The organism is Paenibacillus sp. VTT E-133280 (genome assembly GCF_002264385.1).
Classification (GTDB): domain Bacteria; phylum Bacillota; class Bacilli; order Paenibacillales; family Paenibacillaceae; genus Paenibacillus_AQ; species Paenibacillus_AQ nitricinens.
Genome location: NZ_NFUX01000006.1, coordinates 112,470 through 134,254 on the forward strand (window position 1 = coordinate 112,470; position 21,785 = coordinate 134,254).

General features: G+C 40.2%; 23 protein-coding genes and 2 pseudogenes. 5 read left to right on the forward strand and 20 right to left on the reverse strand.

Annotation, left to right across the window (positions count from 1 at the left end):
* Positions 1-128: 128 nt before the first annotated feature.
* A complete protein-coding gene (locus CA600_RS04645; RefSeq protein ID WP_094869140.1) occupies positions 129-1,373 on the forward strand; it encodes an MDR family MFS transporter in 1,245 nt (414 codons plus the stop codon).
* Positions 1,374-2,352: 979 nt separating this feature from the next.
* Here the strand turns inward: CA600_RS04645 and CA600_RS04655 are convergent.
* From CA600_RS04655 to CA600_RS04685, 6 genes and pseudogenes are all read right to left on the reverse strand, one after another.
* A complete protein-coding gene (locus CA600_RS04655; RefSeq protein WP_094869142.1) occupies positions 2,353-2,703 on the reverse strand; it encodes a hypothetical protein in 351 nt (116 codons plus the stop codon).
* Between the two features lie 182 nt (positions 2,704-2,885).
* Positions 2,886-3,230: a DUF6262 family protein gene (locus CA600_RS04660; protein ID WP_373455875.1), complete on the reverse strand. Its 345-nt coding sequence runs from the start codon at positions 3,228-3,230 to the stop codon at positions 2,886-2,888.
* 230 nt (positions 3,231-3,460) lie between these two features.
* A pseudogene (locus CA600_RS04670) lies at positions 3,461-4,292 on the reverse strand (tyrosine-type recombinase/integrase).
* A gap of 338 nt (positions 4,293-4,630) precedes the next feature.
* Positions 4,631-5,308 (reverse strand): stalk domain-containing protein, encoded by a 678-nt coding sequence (locus tag CA600_RS04675; RefSeq protein WP_094869145.1) that lies wholly within the window; start codon positions 5,306-5,308, stop codon positions 4,631-4,633.
* A 428-nt stretch (positions 5,309-5,736) separates the two neighbouring features.
* Complete coding sequence (locus CA600_RS04680; RefSeq protein WP_094869146.1) at positions 5,737-7,176, reverse strand: DUF4179 domain-containing protein; 1,440 nt, start codon at positions 7,174-7,176, stop codon at positions 5,737-5,739.
* A complete protein-coding gene (locus CA600_RS04685) occupies positions 7,163-7,699 on the reverse strand; it encodes an RNA polymerase sigma factor (RefSeq protein WP_094869147.1) in 537 nt (178 codons plus the stop codon). Before CA600_RS04685 ends, CA600_RS04680 begins: the two co-directional genes overlap by 14 nt.
* 305 nt (positions 7,700-8,004) lie before the next feature.
* On the opposite strand from CA600_RS04685, the pseudogene CA600_RS32160 reads away from it, so the two are divergent.
* Positions 8,005-8,213 (forward strand): annotated as a pseudogene (locus CA600_RS32160) (Tn3 family transposase); the annotation flags it as partial.
* Positions 8,214-8,385: 172 nt separating this feature from the next.
* On the opposite strand, the gene CA600_RS32070 reads toward CA600_RS32160, so the two are convergent.
* On the reverse strand, positions 8,386-8,826 hold the full coding sequence (locus CA600_RS32070) for a helix-turn-helix transcriptional regulator (RefSeq protein WP_306440378.1): 441 nt from the start codon (positions 8,824-8,826) through the stop codon (positions 8,386-8,388).
* A gap of 121 nt (positions 8,827-8,947) precedes the next feature.
* Positions 8,948-9,358 (reverse strand): helix-turn-helix transcriptional regulator, encoded by a 411-nt coding sequence (locus CA600_RS32075; protein WP_306440379.1) that lies wholly within the window; start codon positions 9,356-9,358, stop codon positions 8,948-8,950.
* 110 nt (positions 9,359-9,468) lie between these two features.
* Between CA600_RS32075 and CA600_RS04700 the strand changes: the two genes are divergently transcribed.
* Positions 9,469-10,404: a Gfo/Idh/MocA family protein gene (locus tag CA600_RS04700; protein ID WP_094869148.1), complete on the forward strand. Its 936-nt coding sequence runs from the start codon at positions 9,469-9,471 to the stop codon at positions 10,402-10,404.
* 261 nt (positions 10,405-10,665) lie between these two features.
* Here CA600_RS04700 and CA600_RS04705 read toward each other — a convergent pair whose 3' ends face one another.
* The 4 genes from CA600_RS04705 to CA600_RS04715 form a co-directional block, all read right to left on the reverse strand.
* Positions 10,666-11,145 (reverse strand): flavodoxin domain-containing protein, encoded by a 480-nt coding sequence (locus tag CA600_RS04705; RefSeq protein ID WP_094869149.1) that lies wholly within the window; start codon positions 11,143-11,145, stop codon positions 10,666-10,668.
* Positions 11,146-11,177: 32 nt separating this feature from the next.
* Positions 11,178-11,825: a TetR/AcrR family transcriptional regulator gene (locus CA600_RS04710; RefSeq protein WP_094869150.1), complete on the reverse strand. Its 648-nt coding sequence runs from the start codon at positions 11,823-11,825 to the stop codon at positions 11,178-11,180.
* A gap of 186 nt (positions 11,826-12,011) precedes the next feature.
* Positions 12,012-12,113: a YjcZ family sporulation protein gene (locus tag CA600_RS31520; protein WP_218832623.1), complete on the reverse strand. Its 102-nt coding sequence runs from the start codon at positions 12,111-12,113 to the stop codon at positions 12,012-12,014.
* A 219-nt stretch (positions 12,114-12,332) separates the two neighbouring features.
* Positions 12,333-12,842, reverse strand: coding sequence for a GNAT family N-acetyltransferase (locus CA600_RS04715; protein WP_094869151.1), 510 nt, complete (start codon positions 12,840-12,842; stop codon positions 12,333-12,335).
* A 164-nt stretch (positions 12,843-13,006) separates the two neighbouring features.
* On the opposite strand from CA600_RS04715, the gene xerS reads away from it, so the two are divergent.
* Positions 13,007-14,089, forward strand: coding sequence for a tyrosine recombinase XerS (gene xerS / locus CA600_RS04720; RefSeq protein WP_060623783.1), 1,083 nt, complete (start codon positions 13,007-13,009; stop codon positions 14,087-14,089).
* A gap of 232 nt (positions 14,090-14,321) precedes the next feature.
* Here xerS and CA600_RS04725 read toward each other — a convergent pair whose 3' ends face one another.
* The 8 genes from CA600_RS04725 to CA600_RS04760 all read right to left on the reverse strand — a co-directional run bounded on the left by CA600_RS04725 (position 14,322) and on the right by CA600_RS04760 (position 20,652).
* Positions 14,322-15,584: a molybdopterin molybdotransferase MoeA gene (locus tag CA600_RS04725; protein WP_094869152.1), complete on the reverse strand. Its 1,263-nt coding sequence runs from the start codon at positions 15,582-15,584 to the stop codon at positions 14,322-14,324.
* A 171-nt stretch (positions 15,585-15,755) separates the two neighbouring features.
* Positions 15,756-16,262 carry a DUF4178 domain-containing protein gene (locus CA600_RS04730; RefSeq protein ID WP_094869153.1) on the reverse strand — a complete coding sequence of 169 codons (507 nt, stop codon included), beginning with the start codon at positions 16,260-16,262 and terminating at the stop codon, positions 15,756-15,758.
* 14 nt (positions 16,263-16,276) lie between these two features.
* Complete coding sequence (locus CA600_RS04735; RefSeq protein WP_094869154.1) at positions 16,277-16,681, reverse strand: DUF350 domain-containing protein; 405 nt, start codon at positions 16,679-16,681, stop codon at positions 16,277-16,279.
* A 119-nt stretch (positions 16,682-16,800) separates the two neighbouring features.
* Positions 16,801-17,469: a PspA/IM30 family protein gene (locus CA600_RS04740; RefSeq protein WP_094869155.1), complete on the reverse strand. Its 669-nt coding sequence runs from the start codon at positions 17,467-17,469 to the stop codon at positions 16,801-16,803.
* Between the two features lie 70 nt (positions 17,470-17,539).
* Positions 17,540-17,878: a hypothetical protein gene (locus tag CA600_RS04745; RefSeq protein WP_094869156.1), complete on the reverse strand. Its 339-nt coding sequence runs from the start codon at positions 17,876-17,878 to the stop codon at positions 17,540-17,542.
* Positions 17,879-17,901: 23 nt separating this feature from the next.
* Positions 17,902-18,834 (reverse strand): dihydroorotate dehydrogenase, encoded by a 933-nt coding sequence (locus CA600_RS04750; RefSeq protein ID WP_094869157.1) that lies wholly within the window; start codon positions 18,832-18,834, stop codon positions 17,902-17,904.
* Positions 18,827-19,531, reverse strand: coding sequence for a dihydroorotate dehydrogenase electron transfer subunit (locus CA600_RS04755; protein WP_094869158.1), 705 nt, complete (start codon positions 19,529-19,531; stop codon positions 18,827-18,829). The genes CA600_RS04750 and CA600_RS04755 overlap by 8 nt, the downstream gene beginning before the upstream one ends.
* A gap of 77 nt (positions 19,532-19,608) precedes the next feature.
* Entirely contained in the window at positions 19,609-20,652 is a 1,044-nt protein-coding gene (locus tag CA600_RS04760) for an NADH:flavin oxidoreductase/NADH oxidase (protein WP_094869159.1), read from the reverse strand.
* Positions 20,653-20,838: 186 nt separating this feature from the next.
* On the opposite strand from CA600_RS04760, the gene CA600_RS04765 reads away from it, so the two are divergent.
* Entirely contained in the window at positions 20,839-21,720 is an 882-nt protein-coding gene (locus CA600_RS04765) for a polysaccharide deacetylase family protein (protein WP_256989730.1), read from the forward strand.
* Positions 21,721-21,785 lie beyond the last annotated feature (65 nt).

A 21,785-nucleotide genomic window follows, 5' to 3' on the forward strand; every position in this document is an offset into this window, starting at 1 on the left:
TAAAGGTGAAACACTGTAAGTAAATCTTACACTTTTACTTCCCCCTTTTATCATTATAATTATACATATATCGTTAATGAATATGCAGTACTAAATTATAGCTATCAGATTAGGAGACCTTTTCAATTATGAACCAGCATCTTAGGCATATTCACCCATTAGCTTGGACTATCATCGTCGGTACGATGTTCGGACGTTTGGTAACTTCAATGAGCATTCCATTCTTATCCATCTATTTAACCCAAGTCCTTGGAGCCACCCCCACACAAACTGGGATTACGGTAGCCGTCAGCTCTTTGGCGGGCGTAATGGCCAGCTTCTACGGAGGATATATCTCGGATATTGTAGGCCGCAAAATCGTCATGTTAATCTCCGTATTTGGCTGGGCAGCAGTATTCTTCGGATTCTCTGTTGCCCAACATCTGTGGGTATTTTTCCTGGTCAATACGTTGAACGGATTATGCAGATCTGTGTTTGAGCCCACCTCACGGGCACTTTTATCTGACATAACACCAGCTGAAAGTAAGCTGCTAGTATTCAATCTTAGATACGCTGCGATTAACCTTGGTGTTGTCTTTGGTCCGATTATTGGAGTACAGCTCGGTTCTGCCGAATCTACGTTTCCTTTTATGATCGCTGGTATTGTATATGTTGCATATGGGCTTGTGTTATTCGTACAATTCAAATTGCATCGCTCAACCATGGAGAGTCATACGCAAGCCGAACCACCACGTTTACTTGAAGCCTTGGCAACAACCGGTAGAGACCGTGTATTCTTGCCAGTTCTACTCGGTACTATCTTTTGTGTACTTGGATACGGACATTTTGGTTCAACTATGGCGCAATATTTAGCAATGAACACCCATTTCACAAATGGTGGGCAATTATTCTCCTATATGTTGTCGCTCAATGCCATCACGGTATTAGTGGTGCAATATCCTATTGTACGTACGGCTAGCAAATTCTCGCCTATTATTCCATTGATTCTCGGAAATATCTGCGTTGCTATTAGTCTTCTCTTAGTAGGTTTAGCCGAAGGTGTAACCCTGCTTATGTTCAGTGTGATCCTGTTTACTATAGGGGAAGTTCTGCTCTTTACGATGATGGATATGTTAATCGATCGGATTGCGAAGCCAGAAATGAAAGGTACGTACTTTGGAACGATTGGCTTTAATAATTTGGGGAGTGTAATCGCGCCTATCTTCGGCGGAGTGTTGTTGGATCATTATGGAGCTCAGAACGGACTTACGATCTTCCTGCCACTCGCTTTAACCACGGCTATAGGTCTTCCATTTCTATTCTTAGCGCACAAGAGGCTTACTGCTAGAGAGAAGTTATCGCATGGTGATGAGACCAACACGGTTAATGGATAATTTAGTATTTCTGGTCTCTAAAGGTTTTTTATGGACTCAATATTTTCAGGGTAAATACCTAAATCGCCCGCTACTTTTAAGAATAAAGATGATATTAATTGGATCTCACCAAATAATTGATCTACATCTCCTTCTTTTTGTGATCATCATCATTTAAGTAGGTTAATACCTTACCTATGCCAGTCTACAACTTTATTTTCTGAGTTTATCAAGACATAAATTTAAGAAAGATAGATATATTAAAGGGTTTCACATATTAGTCATGACTAATATGTGAAACCCTTTATGTTCAACTATCGTGTCCCGTTAGTTGAACAAGCACGCTTTCTTTTATTACACAATATCTTCGTACTGCGCAGTAACTAACGGACTCGTTTCTGTCAAAAAGAAATAATATTATTATCAGTCGTAGCAATTAAGCAGGGCAGGATATTTTATTCCAGTTCACGAATATCTCAGTATGAAATTCGCTATCTATAATCAAAACGTTTTGTAAAAATACAGAGAACCTGATTAGGAGACCGACATGATAAGGATGATAATAACTTTTTTTCTAGCCATGATACCAAGTGTATTAGCCATTTTTTTATTAATCCAATACTTTCCATATACAGGTCTTGCAAGAATAGGGAGTATTCCAACAACATTTTTTTTAAATACTTTAATTTTGTTACTTTCTCTTCATTTCACTAAAAAAATAAAATCAAGAGTATACAAAAGTTTGATTTGGATTACAGTTATATCGATAAGCATATTGCTCGCAATTGGGTTACATCCACAAGAATACTTACCTAGCGTATTAAGTCAAATCAGCAAACTGATATTTCCCGATACTATCAAATGAATACTTCCGAATTTCCACCTTTCCTTATGTCGCAATTTGCGTCAAATGGGACATAAAACCTCCACTTATCTTGTTCAACTAAACTGCCCGTTAGTTGAGAAAAGCCAGTGCGGTAGACCTTTCGGTATTGAACTATCACGTCAATCTTTCGGAGATAGTTTTACTTATTTCTTCAGGGTTTTTAACATCAATGATTAACTTTGATATTTTAAATTTACCTACAAGAAAATTATTCAAGTCAAAATGAAGGGTATCAACCTCATTATTAAAAAAGTAGAGATGATAACCTCCATTAAATCTAAATAATCCATTTCTTTTTCCTCCAAAAGAAGCACCATAAAGCTTGAAAGCATTTGGTATGGGTCTACCTGTTGTTATTCCCTTAATCGAAGAGTATGGAATTTGCAACCCTTTATCTAATTTTAAAAAGGGCGAATTTCCAAGATCGATATTTAAATGGGTTTCCATTAATTGAATTGTATTCATTCGTTTAGTCCACCATTTCATAACGCTTTAGTATTTTTAAAATATATTTACATATTATACCATAGATAATCTTATGTATAGAATTTATTGAGCTAATTTACCCAATAACTGAACATGCAACCCATTATGGAATATTACATTATCCTGCCCGTTAGTTGAATAGGGCGGCAACATACATTCTTTCAAATCCTCTGATAAACCTCCGCACATGAAAACTTAAGTTGTTCTCGTAATTTTTTATTTTCATCTTCGAGCTTCTTCATCTTACGTTTTAGCGAAGCAATGATGGCGTCCTTATTGTTTTCATCCATTTCTCGCTTGATTTGTTTTGGTGTTGGCACTTGAGCTTGCTGCTGACGAAGCGATTCAATGCGTCCACGTATCTCAGGATTATTATAGAGAGTTGCTTTGCTTACGCCAGCATCCGTTGCCACACTATTAAAATTGATGCTCTCTTTGGCTTTTACAAGCCGCCTAATCGACTCATCCACTCTTTGTATGGTCTTCAAGATTAACCCATGGGTTATTAAATTCGAATCGAATATTTCTATTTGATCGATTATATTTGTCAAGTTGATCCCGAAAGTTAGCTATTGAACCAATTACATCTACACTCCAAGTATTTTCAGTCATGAAATAGAGGTTCTCTATTTTGTGAAACGATACGGTCCCATCATCATGAACTAATCGCTCTTGATAGCTGGAGATCTCTTGTTCAAGCCGATTATAATTCAACCTATCCGCTTTCATATGTTTTTTATTCTGTAACATCACTGTCAGTTACCTCCTTTGATTGTATATTGCCAAGCTGAAATGCATGTTGAGCTTTCTCCCAATTCTCACGTATATCTTCTTCCGATGGATGGACATACATGTTCATAGTTGTTTGAATATTTGCATACCCTAATCGTTCTTGCACTTGCTTGATGTCTTTCGTTTGACGATAGTATATTGTTGCATGCGTGTGTCGCAGCAAGTGAGGGTGGATGTGCATCCCTGTTTTCTTACACAGTACTTTAAATAAGGCGCGAACATCACGGTCATTCATCGGTTGTCCAACACGGTTTCCCCGCAGTTTAACAAATACGAAATTCGTATCGATTTCATGATCTTCAATCACGTTTTATAGGTAGTCGTCGTATAAATCCATAAGTCCCTGCGAAACATACAATTCCCGTTCACCTGTCTTACCAGTTTACCTACCATATCGTTTTGGTCTCTTGAATACGGAAAAAGTAATCATATAGGCTTGTTACCACTGTGATTATAAGATTCACTGATTTTTCTGTTCTTTTCGCTTCAATCTGTTGTAATGGGGTAACTTTTCCACTTTCAAACGGATTACGCAACCACCCTACAAAGTCAGCAAGATCCTTAACTCCTACTTCTTTGTAATCTATCTTCCGCTCTTCAAGATAAGTGAAATACTGTTTTAATGCATAGCAATAAGTCTTCAGTGTATTGTTGCTTTTACCTGTCTGATCCAGGTATTTTAAATACTTCATCACAGGAACAACTGGAACACCTACCGCATCCAACAGCAAATATCTCTTTTTATTTTCATTAAGAATTACTTCTTGTACTCTCACAACAACACCCTCAACGAAAGCTTTTATCCTCAATATATTAAATAATTTATACTAAGATTTAAAGCCTAAGTTAATATTTCTATTAAACAAAAAATAGAGGAGATTAGTTCATATAATGAACTAACCCTCCTCTATTTACGTTACTACAATTAATCGAGTCTAATACTTTATTTTCTTCTGACACTCCGACGACACAAACCCTGTAAGCCTGTCCACGTATAACGGAGGATGGATTTAAATCTCTTCAATGCAAAAGAACGAGAAAAAATCTAATATAATCTCACGTGAAAATAAGCCCACTACGCCTTTACCGGCATTGTGGGCTTCACTGCTTAATCTTATTTGTAAATTGAAGTATCCAGCGGAATAATGAACCCGCCGTCAACAGCTTGTGTCACATTTATTGCGATGTTCTTTACTCCAGAAATATCTACCTCAATCGTCTGGAGATCACTATTAGGCGAGATCTTCTCTACTTTTTTAAGGAGCATATTCTTGTCATTATCCCTAATTTCAAGAGACTCCACTTCCTTGCCGACTGCAGCGAATTGCAGAACAAGCTTCTGATATTTGCCGTTAGGGCTGAGCGCGGTATATTTAATATTGGAATTAGGTGCGCTGTACAGAACTTCCTTATAATTCTTGCCACCGTATTTGGTCAGTGCAGGGTCCTTGGTATGCAGACTGATGTTGAAATCCTCCTGGTTCACGGGAACGCCTGCCTGCTGTTCGCCAATAATCACCTCTTTGGCTGTTCCGTCATAATTCACCGGAACATCCAGCAGCTCAGAAACAGATCGTACCGGAAGATACGTAGTTCCATTATAAGTGATGGGAAGCACCACTTTGCCATTGCCATCTTTGAGAGGGGTAATCTCCCCGTTCACTCTGATTTTTAAATCTCCGTTTAACAACGCTTTAATTTCTTGGAGATGCGAGCTCGCGAAAGCACCTGTGCCCATGCCCACTAAAAGTATCATGGTACCGCATAAAGTCGTAACAAGCTTCTTCTTCATTTCTATTTTCCTCCTCTTGGAATTTCTTCAAATCCAGAAAATCCGGAAACAACGGTTATTTGAGAGATATTCTCTCTGAAAGATGACGCTACATGTGGGATAGTCTCAGCATTTTTGGAGTTGAAGATTTTACCACATTATATCATAAAGCCCAATGCTTCTTTTCTATTTTTCCCTTATTCTGCATAAATTGAATTTATCAGTACAACGTAAACAGATTGTCTATCGATTCAGATAAGATATGATAAGTAATCCAACTCGAATTATTAACGTGTCTACTTCCTCCAACGTAGCCACATTGGATGTTGAGATCCTCCACTTTACTAGATGTTAAAATAAACCTTTGATTTGCAGCCCATCTCTTTTGGGTCACTACAATGATGTGACCGTGCATCAAAAAGAATCAGGAGCTGACATTATTTATCTTGTTATTTAACCGGTATTCGAGTGCCATTTATAATTATTGCTTTAACTTTGGTAATATCTAAAGGCGCTTTCGTATCCCAACTTGAATTGAAGGTATGTTTATCAGGGTTTTGGCTTCCTCCACCACCTTCCAATGGGATAATACCGTCTACTGTTTCAATTTCAAGTAGCATATCACTGACCATGAAATTCTCACCTTTATAGGTACCGATTACTTGTAATCCTAAAGGACTGAGGGTTATATATTCAAAAAGATGACCTTCAACTGAAATATCATTTTTCCAAGTACGTAATTTGGCAGTAGTATCACTTGAATTTGCCGCCACCTTCCAGTTGCCTTCAACCCCAGAATTAACGGAACCAGTATAATAAAGAGTGTATTTACTAAGATTTTCGCAGCTTACAGGAAATACAAATTCTTCATATTTATACTTAGCGTCATCATAATTGTTTTTTTCAAGATCAAGAAGATTATTTTTCTTATCACTGAGAAATACCAAACTATAATCATTGGAGATTGAATTACCGTCTGGACCCTTTAGAGAAAGCATGGCATCACTAGGACCAAACTCTTTGTTAAAAATTTTCCCTGTCTGCACATGCAATTTTCCATCTATAATACCGATATTTGAAACCCATTGATCTTTTTCACCATGGGGCATGGAAGCATAATCGCCTGGCATAAGTGCCTCTGTTAATGAACTGAGGTTACTTGGTAAATTACTCCCCCCAAAAATCTGTGCTTTTTCAATAGGAATCGTTTCTACATCTTCAATTCCTGTAAGGGATACGGAAATGGGTTCGTCTTCATAGGCTTTTTCGTTAAAATAAATAAGAAAACTGCCAAGCTCCAACGGATCTGTTAATGGTGTGTCTGGATCAGCCGTTATATTAAACTCATAATAAATGGTATTCGTATCTTTATTAAAATTAAGCATTTTTTGTTTCCATGACATGCGGGCTGATAAAACTTCGTCTCCACTTTTGGCTCCCTCGTTTGTTGGTGAATGTATTTTTACAGTGAATCCGTCTCTAAAATCAGTTTGTTCCGTTAATCGGTTTTGACCTGTTCTATCCTGAAGAGATAGGTATATAATCGCTCTATTATCATATTTCTGTGCACCGATAACCTCCATGCGAATTCCTTCGTCCTCACTATAGACTCCTACTGGTTCAACAATCTTACCAAAATCAGGATTAAATCTCTTTATGAACCAATCAAAATCCCCTAAAGATGAAGCAGTTGCACTAGTAACTAATACGAACGATATCGCAATAGCTGCAATTGTTGACCTTGTCCACCGTTTGCGGTGTCTAGCAGGCATGTCAGTACTACCTTCATACAATCGGCTTTTAACCTGTTCTGCAAGTTTACTTGAATCAACCGTAATTTGGGAAAACATTTCATGTATATGTTTTTCGTCCATATCAAATTTGTCCATAATTAGACTCCTTTCTACCATATGCAATATTAAAATATTTAACTATTTTATCTTTGGCCCGTTGATATTGTTTGCGTAATGCAGCTGGAGAACTTCCTGTAAGCTGAGATAGTTCCTCGTAACTCTGCCCATCCATAATCCGCCCATATAACAAGGCACGTTCCATAGGTTTAAGCTTCTGTAACGCACGAAGCATCTCATCACTCAAACCTTTATCTTTCTCTGGTAAAACTACTTCACTGCGAATATCATGAAAATAATGGATCTTACGCTTTTTTAGTTGATTTAAGCAGCGATTATATGTAATTTTGTACAACCATGCGGATAGGTTATTGCCATCAAAAATATTCCGATTTTGATAGGCTGAAAGAAAGACTTCTTGTACAATATTTTCTGCTTCATGATAATCACATAGAATCGCCGTTGCATAGCGAAGGAGTTTTTCACCATAGAGATTGATTATCTCTTCCAGTTCATCTTCTCCGCCATTAACAAACCTTCTTCCAATATCTATTTCCTCCATAAGCTCACCTCCTTTTATTTATCAGTCGACTGCACCCCTATAACATTTCAAAGAGCTGTTTTGTGACATAATTTTTATTTATCCGATATTTTGAAAGTGGATAATACAAGTCGATTGTCACCACCAAGGGATAGCCAGCCCATTTCGGGTACACTAAAAATAGCCAACCCTTTGATGGTAAAGGGGTTAGCTATTAAGTTTGAATGTTGATTTATTAACATATTGAACATTTTGTTAAACTAATAGATTTTTCCTTCCGTTTGCTTTCTATATAATGAAGCCCTTGACACATTTGTAATTTCACAAATGCAGATGCAAACCCACATTACGGTACTGGAAAAGGAGCTACTATCTATCGATTTACGAGTGATCAATTCTCTTCTTACTACACAAAAATTATTCATACTAAATCAAGGGGTGCAATTCATGTTTTGGATGGTTTACTGCACCATGAGACGGATCTAAACATAGAAGATCATTATCAAAATTATTTACAATAGATAAAGCAAGTGAGTAACCAAAATTAGAAGCAATTTTACGTGGATAAATAAATACAAAGGTCATTGAAGAAAAAAAGAGACATTAGTTAACATATTTTTAATTATGTAAACTTAATGACTGAGCTATTTACATTTTTAAGGAGCGGGACCGTTTCATTGCAGACTCTGCGATAAAACGGTCCCTTTTCAAACGAAATTATGATAATTATAAATCCCCTGTAGCAAATTCACCTGAGCCTTCACATATTGTCTCAGTTTCAAAGGTTCCACAATCTCGGATTGACCAAGTATCCCCCAAACATTTGTACATGCACTATCATAGCTAAACATATTTACAGTAAGGGTTATTTGATCTCCTTCTTCTACCCTGTTCATGATCTCCAGTCCGTGTATAGAAGCCTCTCGGCTCTTATTCGTTCTAATCAATACCGGATATATCTCTTCCTCTTTACAAGTTTGCTTAAATTCCCTCTCCTGCTGCTTCCAGTGCCCTTCTAAAGAGAAGTCCTGAGGGATAGCATACTCTTCGTCTATACGCTGCGTAGAGGCGATTCGCTCACATTTAAACGTACGAATTTGTTCGACTTCTTCACAGTAGGCTATAAGATACCACTCTTCTTTTTTCACAACAAGACCACATAGGGCAGTATTTTCCTGATCGAAATAACTCCGTTAATCTTGTGGTATTCAATCTGTAGTTTCTTAGATCTCCAAACAGCAGTTCGAATCGATTCCAGACATGGAATCTCTAAGCGTTCTGTCCACCAAGGCGTATCATCAAAATAAAAACGTCTTTGTGCCTCTGGATATCATTTTGATAGGAAGCGGGTAATGATTTTTCTAATTTCAAGAGGGTTGCCTTTAGCTTTAATCCGGAATCTGTATGTCCACCAGTATGAATCCCCATTCCTGTTAGAAATAGATTGATTACATCTTCCCCATGAAGCTGATTTAGGTTAACAGTATACCCCTCCATCAAGGAGATGCCGCCATTCGGCCCCGGGGTAGATAACAGTGGTATTCCAGCTTCAGCAAGTACGTCAATGTCTCTATAGATAGAACGTACGGAAGTTTCCAAGGCTTCAGCTAAGTCATTGGCCTTCATCTTCCCTCTTGATTCCACTAATAATAAAATCGCTATCAAACGATGCAAGCGCATGGGGAGCCTCCAAGTTTTTCTTTTTTATAGTATACATCATAATTCTTGCCAAGCTGTTGTCAACAATAGAAGGTTATGATTAGTTCATTACATTAAAGGAGCTGATACACATGAATATAGGCGTATTGGGCACTGGATTCGGAGCATATCATGCGCAGTTATGGACGGCAATGGATCGAGTAGACAAAGTAATTATCTTTGGTCGGAACGAAGCTAAGCTGCAGAAGCTAAAACAAGCTTTAGGCGTTGAGATAACTACTCATATTGACGATATTATGCTCGATTCCACCATCGATGTAATTGACATCTGTTTGCCCTCTAATTTACATAGGCAATATGCTGTCGATGCGCTTATGCATGGGAAACATGTATTCTGTGAGACACCCATTTGCTTCAACCTAGAAGATGCCCTTGCGATGAAAGAAGCCGAACAATTGTATGATTCGCGAATTCTCGTCAACCAGTTTATTAAATTCGATCCTGCGTTCAAATATCTTTATGAAACGACTCATAATGAGAAATATGGAAAGCTTTTATCTCTCACCTTAAAAAGAGAAACGCCTCCCTTGTGGGGTGACCTCGGTCTACACGCTATCGCTACAAAGCTTATGATTCACGAATTGGATTTTGTGACCTGGATGCTGGGGTCTATAGAACCGAACTTCGTTTGGGGAACTGATGGTGGTAAAAGTGATCAAGCCATAGTACGCGCTGTTTTTCAACAATCTAATAGGTACGCAGAGATCATTGTGTCTTCACAGATGCCGGCCACTTATCCTTTTTCGGTAGGTTATGAGGCATATTTTGAACAGGGTAAACTTGTCTATCAAGAGAGTGACAACATGAATGGAGCTGTTGAAAGCTCATTAATTGAATATACCGCTGCAGGTAAACTAGATCTTTTGTTAGAACCAGCTAATCCCTATCAAAAAAGTTTGGAGTATGCACTCCAATGTCTAATCGAGGGTAGTTCATCAATAATTGAGTTAGACAATGCCATACAAGCTATAGAACTAGCTATTTGTATTGAAAAAAATCTTGTATAAATGTATGAGGAAGTGTAGTACCCTTTTTCGAGGGGTTTTGTTAATAGGGTGATCGTGTGTTGCAGTGTAGATGTATAGTGCATAAGGTATGATCAGGATTTTGATTTTTCTATTGTGAATTTTTCATATGATGAAATCACAGAATTATATTTATAAGTACGCACTCTCTGAACTTATAATGATTGCTATCAGAGATAAGAATTAGTTAACATAATCATACTTATGTTAACTAATTCTAGGGAGTCTATTTTCCACACTCATTCACCGCTTCATTATCGCAAGTGCAAAACGCTCTATCGTCTCTTTCGATAATCCATTTACACTCTTGTTTTTCCCTTTTACCACTCGCAGAACCATTCGATCTAATACAGTCATCTTCTCTTCGTAAATCTCATCTCCGAACACTTCTTTTGTAACTGATTGGTTATACAACCCCTCTGGAAATGAAGATTTCAATTCCTGTGTGGCTTGCTCCCCCTTCGCTCCTGCACAAATAAACAATCCAACGCGCTTCTTACCTAATTCATTTTGATATTTTGAAGCAAATTCCATCATTTGTTTTTGTATTTTCCCAAAATAAATAGATCCACCTAAGATGACAATATCATATGGCTCTAGTGTAGGTTCTTTGGCATGCATTAAATTAACTACTTCAGTCTCATCGCCCAACTGATGTTTCAATAAATAGGCAGCTTTCTCTGTACAACCATATTTAGAAGTATACACAATGATAGTCTTCATTCTAATCGCTACCTCCCTACTCTCTGATCTTCCTACTGTGTTAAAGGCTCATGTATATCCCTGATTGCTATTGAAACCATTGAATTCAAATAACAAGAAATCAGTGCTTCGACCTGTTCTTCAGGCAAATCCTTTTCCACAATCAAACGCATAATTAATCCGAACGCAGCGCTCCATATCACTTGAGCAGTAAGCTCTATTGAAGAGTCTTTATGGAGTTCTTTCGATTCGAACCTAGATAGACATTGACAGAGCATACCAATCGCTTTACGCTCCTGTGCAGCTCCCTTAAATAAAACAGCTGTGTAACTAAGGACAGCCGGTGTATCGTTCAGCATTACATTACGGTATTCTACACTTGTGGACAGGGTCATCCTGATCCATTGCTCAAGTGATTGTCTCAAAAGCATCTCTGGTGGCAGCTCATGCTCTGCCTTTCGTTGTACAGACTGAAGCCCGTCAACCATATCTGTATATTTCTGTTGCAAATATCTCACTACAATTTCATCTTTCCCCTGAAAGTAATGATAAATAATTCCTGGAGAATACTCGATTCTCTCTGCAATTTTGCGGATGGATAGTTTGTCAATACCCTCCTCAGATATCAACGAAGCCGCAGCCTGTAATATCCTTTTCTTCATTTCCTCACGATCACGCAATTGCCGTTGTTCTTTAGTCATCTTGACGTCTCCTTATAATTTGAACATCGTTTAATCATTGAACACTGTAAATATATTATGGTATACAGTTATTTTCTATATAGTAAGTCACATGCAAATCCTCCACCCTTTAATCACATACACAGGCATAAAAAAATCCGCCAGTCTAAATCGACTGGCGGAACCCTTATTCATGAAGTTAAAGGATTACAGACAAAGAGTTTTTGTGATGATAACCAACAGGATAAACAGAACCAAGATAGCTCCTGTGTTAGTAAATCCACCGTATCCTCCTGCGAATTCGCCCATTTTAACTCCTCCTTTGTAATTGAGTACATCATAAGATATGCTAAATCCCCATCTCTGCTTGGGTATTTTGAACAAAAATAACCCAACAATCCCGTTGAGGTTGTGGGTTATTCATTATTAGTTAACATAATATTTATTATGTTAACAAAATATGTGTACATCTCTTGAACGGTAAAATAAGCATTGATTTTTGATGACTACAATATCGCTATTTCCCATTCAAATATTAACCCTATTATTATTTAATGTACTGAAGTATTGACTCGGATTTCCTTGAGGCGGGTTAAACCGCTCTTTAAATTCTCCATTGGTGTACTCACCAATCACTCTATGCCAGAAATTACGGGCAGGCGTATTCGCGCGTACCTGTGACACCTTCCAGTCGCCTGGGTACATATCAAATAATTTATGCGCGGCCCAGGTCCCCACACCGCTCCGTCGATATTTTTGCATTACAAAAAACTCAGTCATATAAAACTGTCCTTCGGGATTACGCAACAACCGTTCTACAAGTGCAAAACCAGCAATATGCCCGTCCACTTTGAACAAATAAGCGAACTTATTGTTGCCACTACTCCAAAAAGATTCTAGTCCCGGATACGAAGGATATATCCCATCTTGGTCTACATCAAGCTCCAAATAACGGGTGAAATCATATAGGTAAAACTGCATTAATTTGCTTATCGTCTGTTTCCGCTCTCTGGGAACCAGCTCCATTCCAAGTTCCATTAGGTGCACCTCTGACATTTATGTTTACTACACATCATATAACTTAGTTGATTCAGGAGCAAGGTCATCGCTTGTGATTAGCTTTGATCTAAGCCTATTGGAGAACAAAACATGATAAGATAGAAGGAAGAAATGATAAGAAAACTATGGAAAAGGTGAATCACATGAGCGTTCAAAAGAACGATGACCGTAAAAAACTGGATCTAAAGCTACCTCTCATGCCTTGGTTCGTTCAGCAGTTTATTGACTATAAGCGACCTGATCTATCCCCATCCACCCTTCTGGAGTATATTCGGGACTATGAGTCCTTTTTCGGATGGCTGCGTGCTGAAGGTCTCTCACAGGCCAGCTCCAACACAGAGATCACATTGCTTGAATTAGAAACCCTGCATATGGATAGTATTGTTGGATACCGCCTGCACCTCACTACCCGAGCTGAGGGAACCAATACACGTGTAACCGTGTCCCGTAAGCTGTCCGCATTACGCTCTTTATTTCATTATTTAAGTCAGATCGCTGAGGACGAGAACTTCTATCCATTGCTTAAGCGTAACATTATGGCCAAGGTTGAAGTAAAACGAACGCATAAACCTAAGGACACTGCTGCTAAATTAAAGGGCAAGATTCTAGAGGATGAGGAACTGCTGGAATTCGTGGGGTACATTTTCGAAGGATATGGACGAGATGTTGAAGGTAACAAGCAGGCCTTTTACTCCTTTCAATTAAATCGTGAACGCGATGCCTGTATTGCCAGCTTAATTCTGAATTCTGGTCTTCGTGTATCCGAAGTAGTCAATCTAAACGTGGATGATCTGGATGTTAACAACAAGCTGATTTATGTCACCCGAAAAGGGAACAATGATGAAACCTTCAAAACCCCTGTTTATTTTCGAGAACAAGCTAAAGATGATTTAGCTCTTTATTTAAGCCTTCGTCAATCCCGTTATAAAACACCAAAGAGGGAAAAAGCTTTATTTATCGCTTTGCCCAATGGACGGCAAGAAGGCAAACGCATGACCAAAAGAGCCATTCAAGAAATGATCATTAAATATGCAAAACGCTTTGGTAAGCCCTATCTAACGGTACATAAGCTTCGTCACTCTTTTGCAACAGACTATTACCTGCAAAACGATATTTATAAAACGAAAGAACAGCTCGGGCATGCTTCGACAGAAACAACCGAGATCTATGCTCATCTCACGGACAAAACGATGTCTGAGGCGATTGAACGCCGTTTGGATAGTTGATTTTTTTTGCAAAAAGCCGGCCATACCCTATCCGAATTTTATGGAAAAGGTGTGGCCGGCTCTCTTTTTACATGGTTTAGAAAGACTGATCAGAGTAGCATTATGTTGAATTATTGGCTTTTCTATTGTGAATTTTTCATATGTTGAAATGTTATAAATGATATCGCTGGCATATTAGATAATTAGCTACTCCCGTCCAATTGTTAATATCATAGAGCATTTTACCTTTATCCTATCCGCGTATTTCTCCCGGAAGCTTGATAATAGTCACTTTAGCACCCTCAGATAAGCCTCGTTCCTCTGGTGGAACAACAATCAGACAATCACTATCCTTGATCGTGACCATCACGGAAGATTCGTCTATCGCTGCTGGAATGGCATAAAGGCTGCCTTCACGGATCTCTAATCGCGCTCTAACAAATCGGGTAAAGTCATTCACTCTATTATAATCTGCACCGAGTGTGGCGCTCCATTCTGGTAAGAAAGGCTGTGATGCACACTGCATTAATCTGATAACCGGACGTGCGAACAATTGAAAACCAACGAAACAAGCACCTGGATTACCTGATAGAGCTAACAGCAGCTTACCGCCTCTAACAGCAGCAGTGGTTACACTCCCCGGACGCATCGTCACTTTGTTAAATAGCATATCTCCACTCTGTTCACGAACCAAATCGCCCATAATATCATAATCTCCTACCGATACTCCACCCGTAGTGATTACAAAATCATAGGTTTCCAGCGCCATCTGTACTTTACTTCGAGCCAGCTCCAGATCATCCACAATAGATCCCAGCATCACGGGCTCACCACCTGCCTCCTTGACTAAAGCTTCAAGCAAGGGTGAGTTGCTGTTTCGAATTTTGCCAGGCTGTAGTGGTTCATGTACCTCTAGCAGCTCTGTTCCTGTCGCAAAGATAGCTACCTTAGGCCGACGATAGACTTTCACTGTATGTATGCCAAACGCTGCCAGAACAGCTATATCCCCCGCAGAGATTAATCGCCCCGCTGGCAGCACTAGCTCACCAGAGCTTAACTCCAGCCCCATCGTTGTGATATTAGACTTCGCTTCCTGCTTCTTTCGAATACCTACGTAAGTCTTTCCTTCCTCCTCACGTGTCTCCGTTACTTCCAGCATAACTACAGTATCTGCCCCTGATGGCACTTGTGCTCCAGTCATTATCCTTGCTGCTGTTCCCGAAGTTATGTCTACCGATGCCACAGCGCCACATGGAATATTGTCTACCATTTCTAACCATACGACTTGTCCATTTACACAGTGATTTGTATCTGCTGCAATAATTGCATATCCATCCATGCTAGAGCGGTTAAACGCGGGAAAAGGATGTGGCGCAATCACTTCCTCGGCCAAATAACGTCCACAGACCTCATTCAATGAGACCTCCTGTGACTCTAGCGGATTAGCAAATTTGATTATTTTGGCCTGTGCCTCTTTTACTTGAAGCGCTGTTCTCCGAAATTTATGATCCTTCATACCTTACCTCCGCTCTAAATCATCCGTTTTTGCAGTACAATAGGTACTATTTTAACATGAGCCAACCAGAAGTAAAATGAATAGCAGAACTGCAAAATCCTTTATCTATTTCATCACAAAGTTGTACAAAAAAAGATGCGGTCATAAGACCACATCTCCTACAACTCAATTCTAGGATGCTCTGATAACCTTCACATCTCCAGGAATTACTTTTTCTCCTTCATAAAGCATAAAGCGTCCATGTTGCCATTCCACACGCAGGAGTCTAGAGTCATCTGACTGATATTGCCACACATGCTGCTCTCCGCCATTCATAAAAGGGGTTTGACCAGCGACAGCGACATATCCGTCATATTCTTCCTCCAGAAAATAAGTATAATCGTCCAGTTCAAGTGTTGTTGGAACTTCAGCAGGATTATCTAATCGCCCATCGATTGGTTTATACAAACCATATTGCAGCTGTTCCCGCTCCTCAATATGCAAATAGGCAATTTGACTACCATCTCTTAATGTCAGTACTACCGCATTTCGTCCACGATTATGGGTCCTGCCGGTTACCTCGTAGGTAACGAGCGATACTTCACAGATGTCTCCGGGAGACAAATTAAGCATACTTTTCTGAACTTCCTGAGCCGCTGGTTTGGAGAAAAGATTACCTATACGTTTCCATATACTCAACTTGATCGTTCCCCCTACATAAATGCAGAAATAATTAAAGCTCCCGTAATTTGCAGTGAGCCTGATAATAAGCCGTACCCGATTTTGCCAAGCTGTGTACCATGATCCAGATCCAGATTCCCCCATTTAGCCAAGAGGAGACGGACCGTTCTTTCCAATATAAGCAAAAGAAAAAAAGATACAATCGAGATCAGCAAAGCATCTGGCAGACTGTTAGAAGCAGCTATCGATGATGATAAAATGAATGCCTGTGCCAATAGCTTCATTACAAAACGTGTAGTAACTGCCATATTTCCAGCCTTTAACTCTTCTAAATCATTGTATCGAGTGAAAAGTGAATCTACGAACATAAGCACAAACAGCAACACCGCGCCGCTCACTGTCCACACGACCATGGACACCAGGATATGGAAATCCATTCTATAGCCCCCGCTTATTCATTTTGCATGCTGTCATAAGCATAGATAAAGCGAAGAGGAAACGATAGTCCTGTCTCCCCTTCGCCTGTGAACATCAGCCGTGAAACGGCTAAGAAATGTTATTGCTTCTCGTATTGTTTCATCAGAGCAGCCAATTCATCTTCTACTGCTTGATCTTTGTTCAACTTCTCGAACTCATCATCAAGTGATTTGTTGCCCGAGCTCATCTCGTTGCTGGCTTCTGCTTGAGCTTCTGCTTGCAGCATTTTTTCTTCCATACGTTTCAGTCCAGCAGATGCGGAATCAGAGCTGAAGCCGCTCATCGCTTTATTAATTTCAGTTTGGGCTTTGGCAGCATTATAACGTGCAACTAAGGTTTCACGTTTGTTCTTCATTTGTGTGAGCTGCTTACGCATCTCGTCAAGTTTGCCACGAAGATTATCCGCAGATGCTTTGTTCTGGTCGAAGCTAGCTTTGTATTCTACCAGTTTAGCTTCAGCAGACTTTTTCTCTTCCAGAGCTCGGCGAGCAAGGTCAACATTACCAGCTTGAGCTGCAGCATGTGCCTGTTGCGTACGTTTGTTAACAAGCGCTTCCTGCTCTTCATACAGCTGCTTGAACTTCTTCTCAATAGCGATTTGAGCCGCTACCGCTTTTTCTGCATCTTCCAAATCTTCGGTCATATCACGAATGTACTGATCCGTCATTTTAATCGGGTCTTCTGCTTTGTCAATAATCGCATTCACGTTAGACATTGTTAAATCGCGCAATCTTTTAAATATAGACATGGTTTCATTCCTCCAAAAGATAATTTAAAAACTCACTTGATATCTTTTACGCAGAATTGCCAATTCCGTTTCAAATTTGTTGCGCTAAATATTGATTAACTTTATTATTTACTATCTCTACTACCTTCATGATGCCTTCTTTCGAAAGATCGTCGTAATGAATCCCCATCACAACTGTGACAGTCCTATTTAGAGCCTTAGCTACCCTGATCGCAATATCTTCACTTATCGTATGCTCTTTATGATGAGGAACGGCAGAGGTCTGCACTTCTACCTGCTCTCCATTCAAATACGCAGTACTTGCCGCTCCAATATGATGAACGCCACCACTGATTACGAGTAAGAGATCACGTCCGACAGGCGTCGCCGTCAGCCCAATATCCTCAGGGTTAATCTTGTTAGAAGTCAATAGTATCTCCTCACTACTCCACTTTATATAATGCCACGTATTTCATCTAAGGATTGAATATTCTCTTGAACCATGAATTGCTCAAGTTCTTCAACAAGTTGGCTGCCTGCTCTCAAATTCATAAAATTGTAGGTTCCGACTTGGATTACCGAAGCACCTGCCATAATAAATTCAATAATATCAGTAGCTGTGGTGATGCCCCCCATTCCGATTACTGGAATAGATATGTTCTGTGCGACTTGATGCACCATACGCAAAGCAACTGGCTTAATCGCTGGTCCGGACAGTCCGGCATATAAGTTATTAAATACACTACTTCTCCGTCGCACATCGATCTTCATCCCGGAAATGGTGTTAATCAGCGAGACGGCATCTGCTCCCTCTTCCTCACACATTTGAGCCATCTCAACGATATTCTCAGCACCTGGAGACAGCTTTACTGCAAGTGGTAGCTTAGTGGCACGCCTAACAGCTTGTACAACTTTTTGCGCTTCTGAAGTCTTGATTCCAAATGCAATTCCGCCCTCTTTTACATTTGGACAGGAAATATTCAACTCAATCATATCAACAGCTGGTTTACCTGCGCTTGATCGAAGATCGGCATCACGCTGGATCATTTCTGCTCCAAGTACGTAATCCTCAAGCGTTCCGCCCCCAAGATTCACCAAACGGGCTGTATCGAGTGTTTCCCAATAAGGGCATTCTTTTTCCAAAAACGCGGATACCCCTGGATTCTCCAATCCAACACTATTCAACATACCAGAGGCTGTCTCGTATACTCGAGTGCCAGGGTTACCTGCTTTGGGATGGAGGGTGAGCCCCTTCCCTGAGATTCCACCTAACAAAGAAACATCATACAGCTTTCCATATTCACGACCAAAGCCGAAGGTTCCTGAAGCCATTACAATCGGATTCTTAAAATGAACGCCTGCAATTGTTGTGCTCATCTTAGTCATGGAAAATCACCTCCTCAGAAAGGAACACGGGTCCGTCTGCACAGGCTTTTCGCTGACCATCACGACAAGAAACACTACAAACAAGACAGGCTCCAATACCGCAAGCCATTCGATTCTCTAAAGAGAGATAAACTTTTGTATTGCTACCCGCCTCTTCAGCCGCTAACCCTTTAAGCTGTGCAGCCTTAAGCATAGGATGTGGGCCGCAGACGAAAACATGCTCATAATGACTAAAATCCACACGATCCAAAATAAATCCGCCTACATCTACTGTAAGCTCGGCTGCTAATGGACGAAAAGTTTCTGTCCGGTAAGCTTCGCGACTAAAACCTAGAAAGATATCACTACTAGGCAGCTGCTTTGCACAATAATATAGCGGCGCTATTCCGATTCCACCACCAATAAGCGCAACCTTGCCTTCCACCTGAGGGAATCCCGTGCCAAAAGGCCCTTCAAGCTCCACTGAGTCACCAGGAGTCAACCGTGAAAATATTTCAGTGCCTTCCCCCACTACGTGATATAAGAATTCAACACTATCTTCTTTTACTTCATGTATACTTAACGGTCTGGAAAGGATCGGATAAGCACCCCATGCCCGTAACATGTAGAATTGACCCATTTCACCGCCGCTATTCGTTTCAACTTTAAGGTGGTACACTCCGTCAGTTAGCCGATCGTTACTTAAAACCATCCCCACGTTATCAAGCTCCTTCAAATTTTATCTTTATTAAGATTGCCTTAGAAGGAGCATAAAATCTGTGACAAACTTCACATTCAAAGCGAGCTATCTTTTTTCCAGATCCCACGTTCATAAGGTTTGGGTACATTACGTACGCCTCCAAGTGCCTCTTCCGCATGTAAAGCCCAATAGGGATCGCTCAACATCCCACGGCCAACGGCTATCAGCTCTGCCCGTTCTTCTGCGACGATGGACTGTGCCTCAGTAAAGGATTCAAGCCGCCCCACTGCAATTACAGGCACTTGTAATTCACTACGGATAAACTCTGCCAGATCCACTTGATAAGCAGGGCCTGCACCCGGCCCTCCATTTGAACCTATAGGACCTTCACCTCCAGAAGAAACATGGAACAGATCCACTCCAGCATTCTTGTACCGTCGGCAAATATCCAGAGCGTATTCAGCATCATATCCACCTTCTACATATTCCTTCGCAGATATTCTCATAATCAATGGCATGTCCACGGGAACCACTTCTCGGACTGCTTTAACTATCTGTTCTCCGAACAACGCAGGATCTTGTCCATATTCATCATCTCTGGTATTCGTCAATGGAGAATGAAACTGGTGAATTAAATAACCATGTGCACCATGAATTTCGACCGTATCAAATCCTGCATCCACAGCTCTGCGTGCACCTTCACGGAAAGCCTCAATCAACGCTAAAATTCCCTCCTTAGAAAGAGCTTGTGGCGTTTTGGAATTAGCATCAAAGGGAATGGCTGATGGAGCCACTGGCGGCTCAGCATCCACTGCTTTACGTCCCGCATGTCCTAATTGAACAGCGATCTTTGATCCATATGCATGTACACTATCTGTGATTCTACGATAAGCCTCAATTTGCGAATCATTCCAGATTCCTGTGTCTCGATTAGTGATTCTACCATCTGGATGAACGCCAGTCATTTCCACGATAATAAATCCTGTACCGCCAATAGCACGGCTTACATAATGAACATAATGCCAATCATTAGGGATGCCATCCTCTTTATCCACCGAATACTGGCACATAGGCGGCATGACAATACGATTCTTCAACGATAACCCCTTCAATTCATACGGTGCAAACAAATCAGACATTCATGTCTCCATCCCTTCCGTAATCTATAATGGGTTCGGGAATTCCCCGTTCTATTAGTATACATGCATTGGAACCTTCAAGAAATCTTAACGCAAACTGTATGGTCAACAGCATAAATCTACCCAGCTATGGGGATAACAATTAAGAATATGACGGTGATCAGGTTGTAAAGGAGGCAGATGGGGATGTATTTTCAACGGAGAGGTCAGAAACTGCTCGTAATATTAGGAACAATCATAACTATGCTATTCCCAACCTATTCTTCAGAGGTTGCGTCAGCGTCTGTGCAGAGTCAGAAGACTCCACAAGAACAAACACCAAGTATACCCGTTTCAGAGGAAGATACGGCCATTTCAGCAGGTAGCGCTGCTACAAATAGTTCGACGCTTAACAGCACTAAAAACGCTAAAGGTCTTACATTAAGTCAGCTGTTACACAAATACCCAGAGACTTTTAAGACTAGTGGACCTCGGAATAAAGTCATAGCACTTACTTTTGATGATGTTCCTGATCCAAGATTCACCCCCCAATTGCTAAACGTCCTAAAAAAATATAATGTCAAAGCAACCTTCTTTGTGGTGGGAAGCAGAGCAAAAAAACATCCGGCTTTGGTGAAAAGAATGATTAGAGAAGGACATGCGATTGGAAATCATTCGTATAATCATCCTCAGTTTGTGAAGCTTGCGATGAATGATTTTCAATCACAAATCATAAAAACCGAGGATATTATACAAACCTTGGCCGGATATAAACCACGACTAATACGCCCACCCTATGGGGATATCAGTGAACAGCAGCTAAAATGGGCGAAAAGCCATGGCTATACGCTCGTGAATTGGAATGTGGACTCATTGGATTGGAAAGGACTTTCCAAAAACCAAGTTAGAAATAATATTCTGGCCCATATTGGAAGAGGAGCGATTATTCTTCAGCACGGTGGAGGCGGTCCAGGTAGTCATCTACAAGGAACGATTCAGGCTTTACCTGAAGTAATCACGATTATGCGCAAGCGGGGCTATACTTTCGTTACCGTTCCTCAATTACTACAGGTGTCCAAAAGTAAATAAAACACCCCCCAAATATATTTTTTCTATACGTAAAAAAAACGGAGGTAGCCGCTAAGGACTCCCTC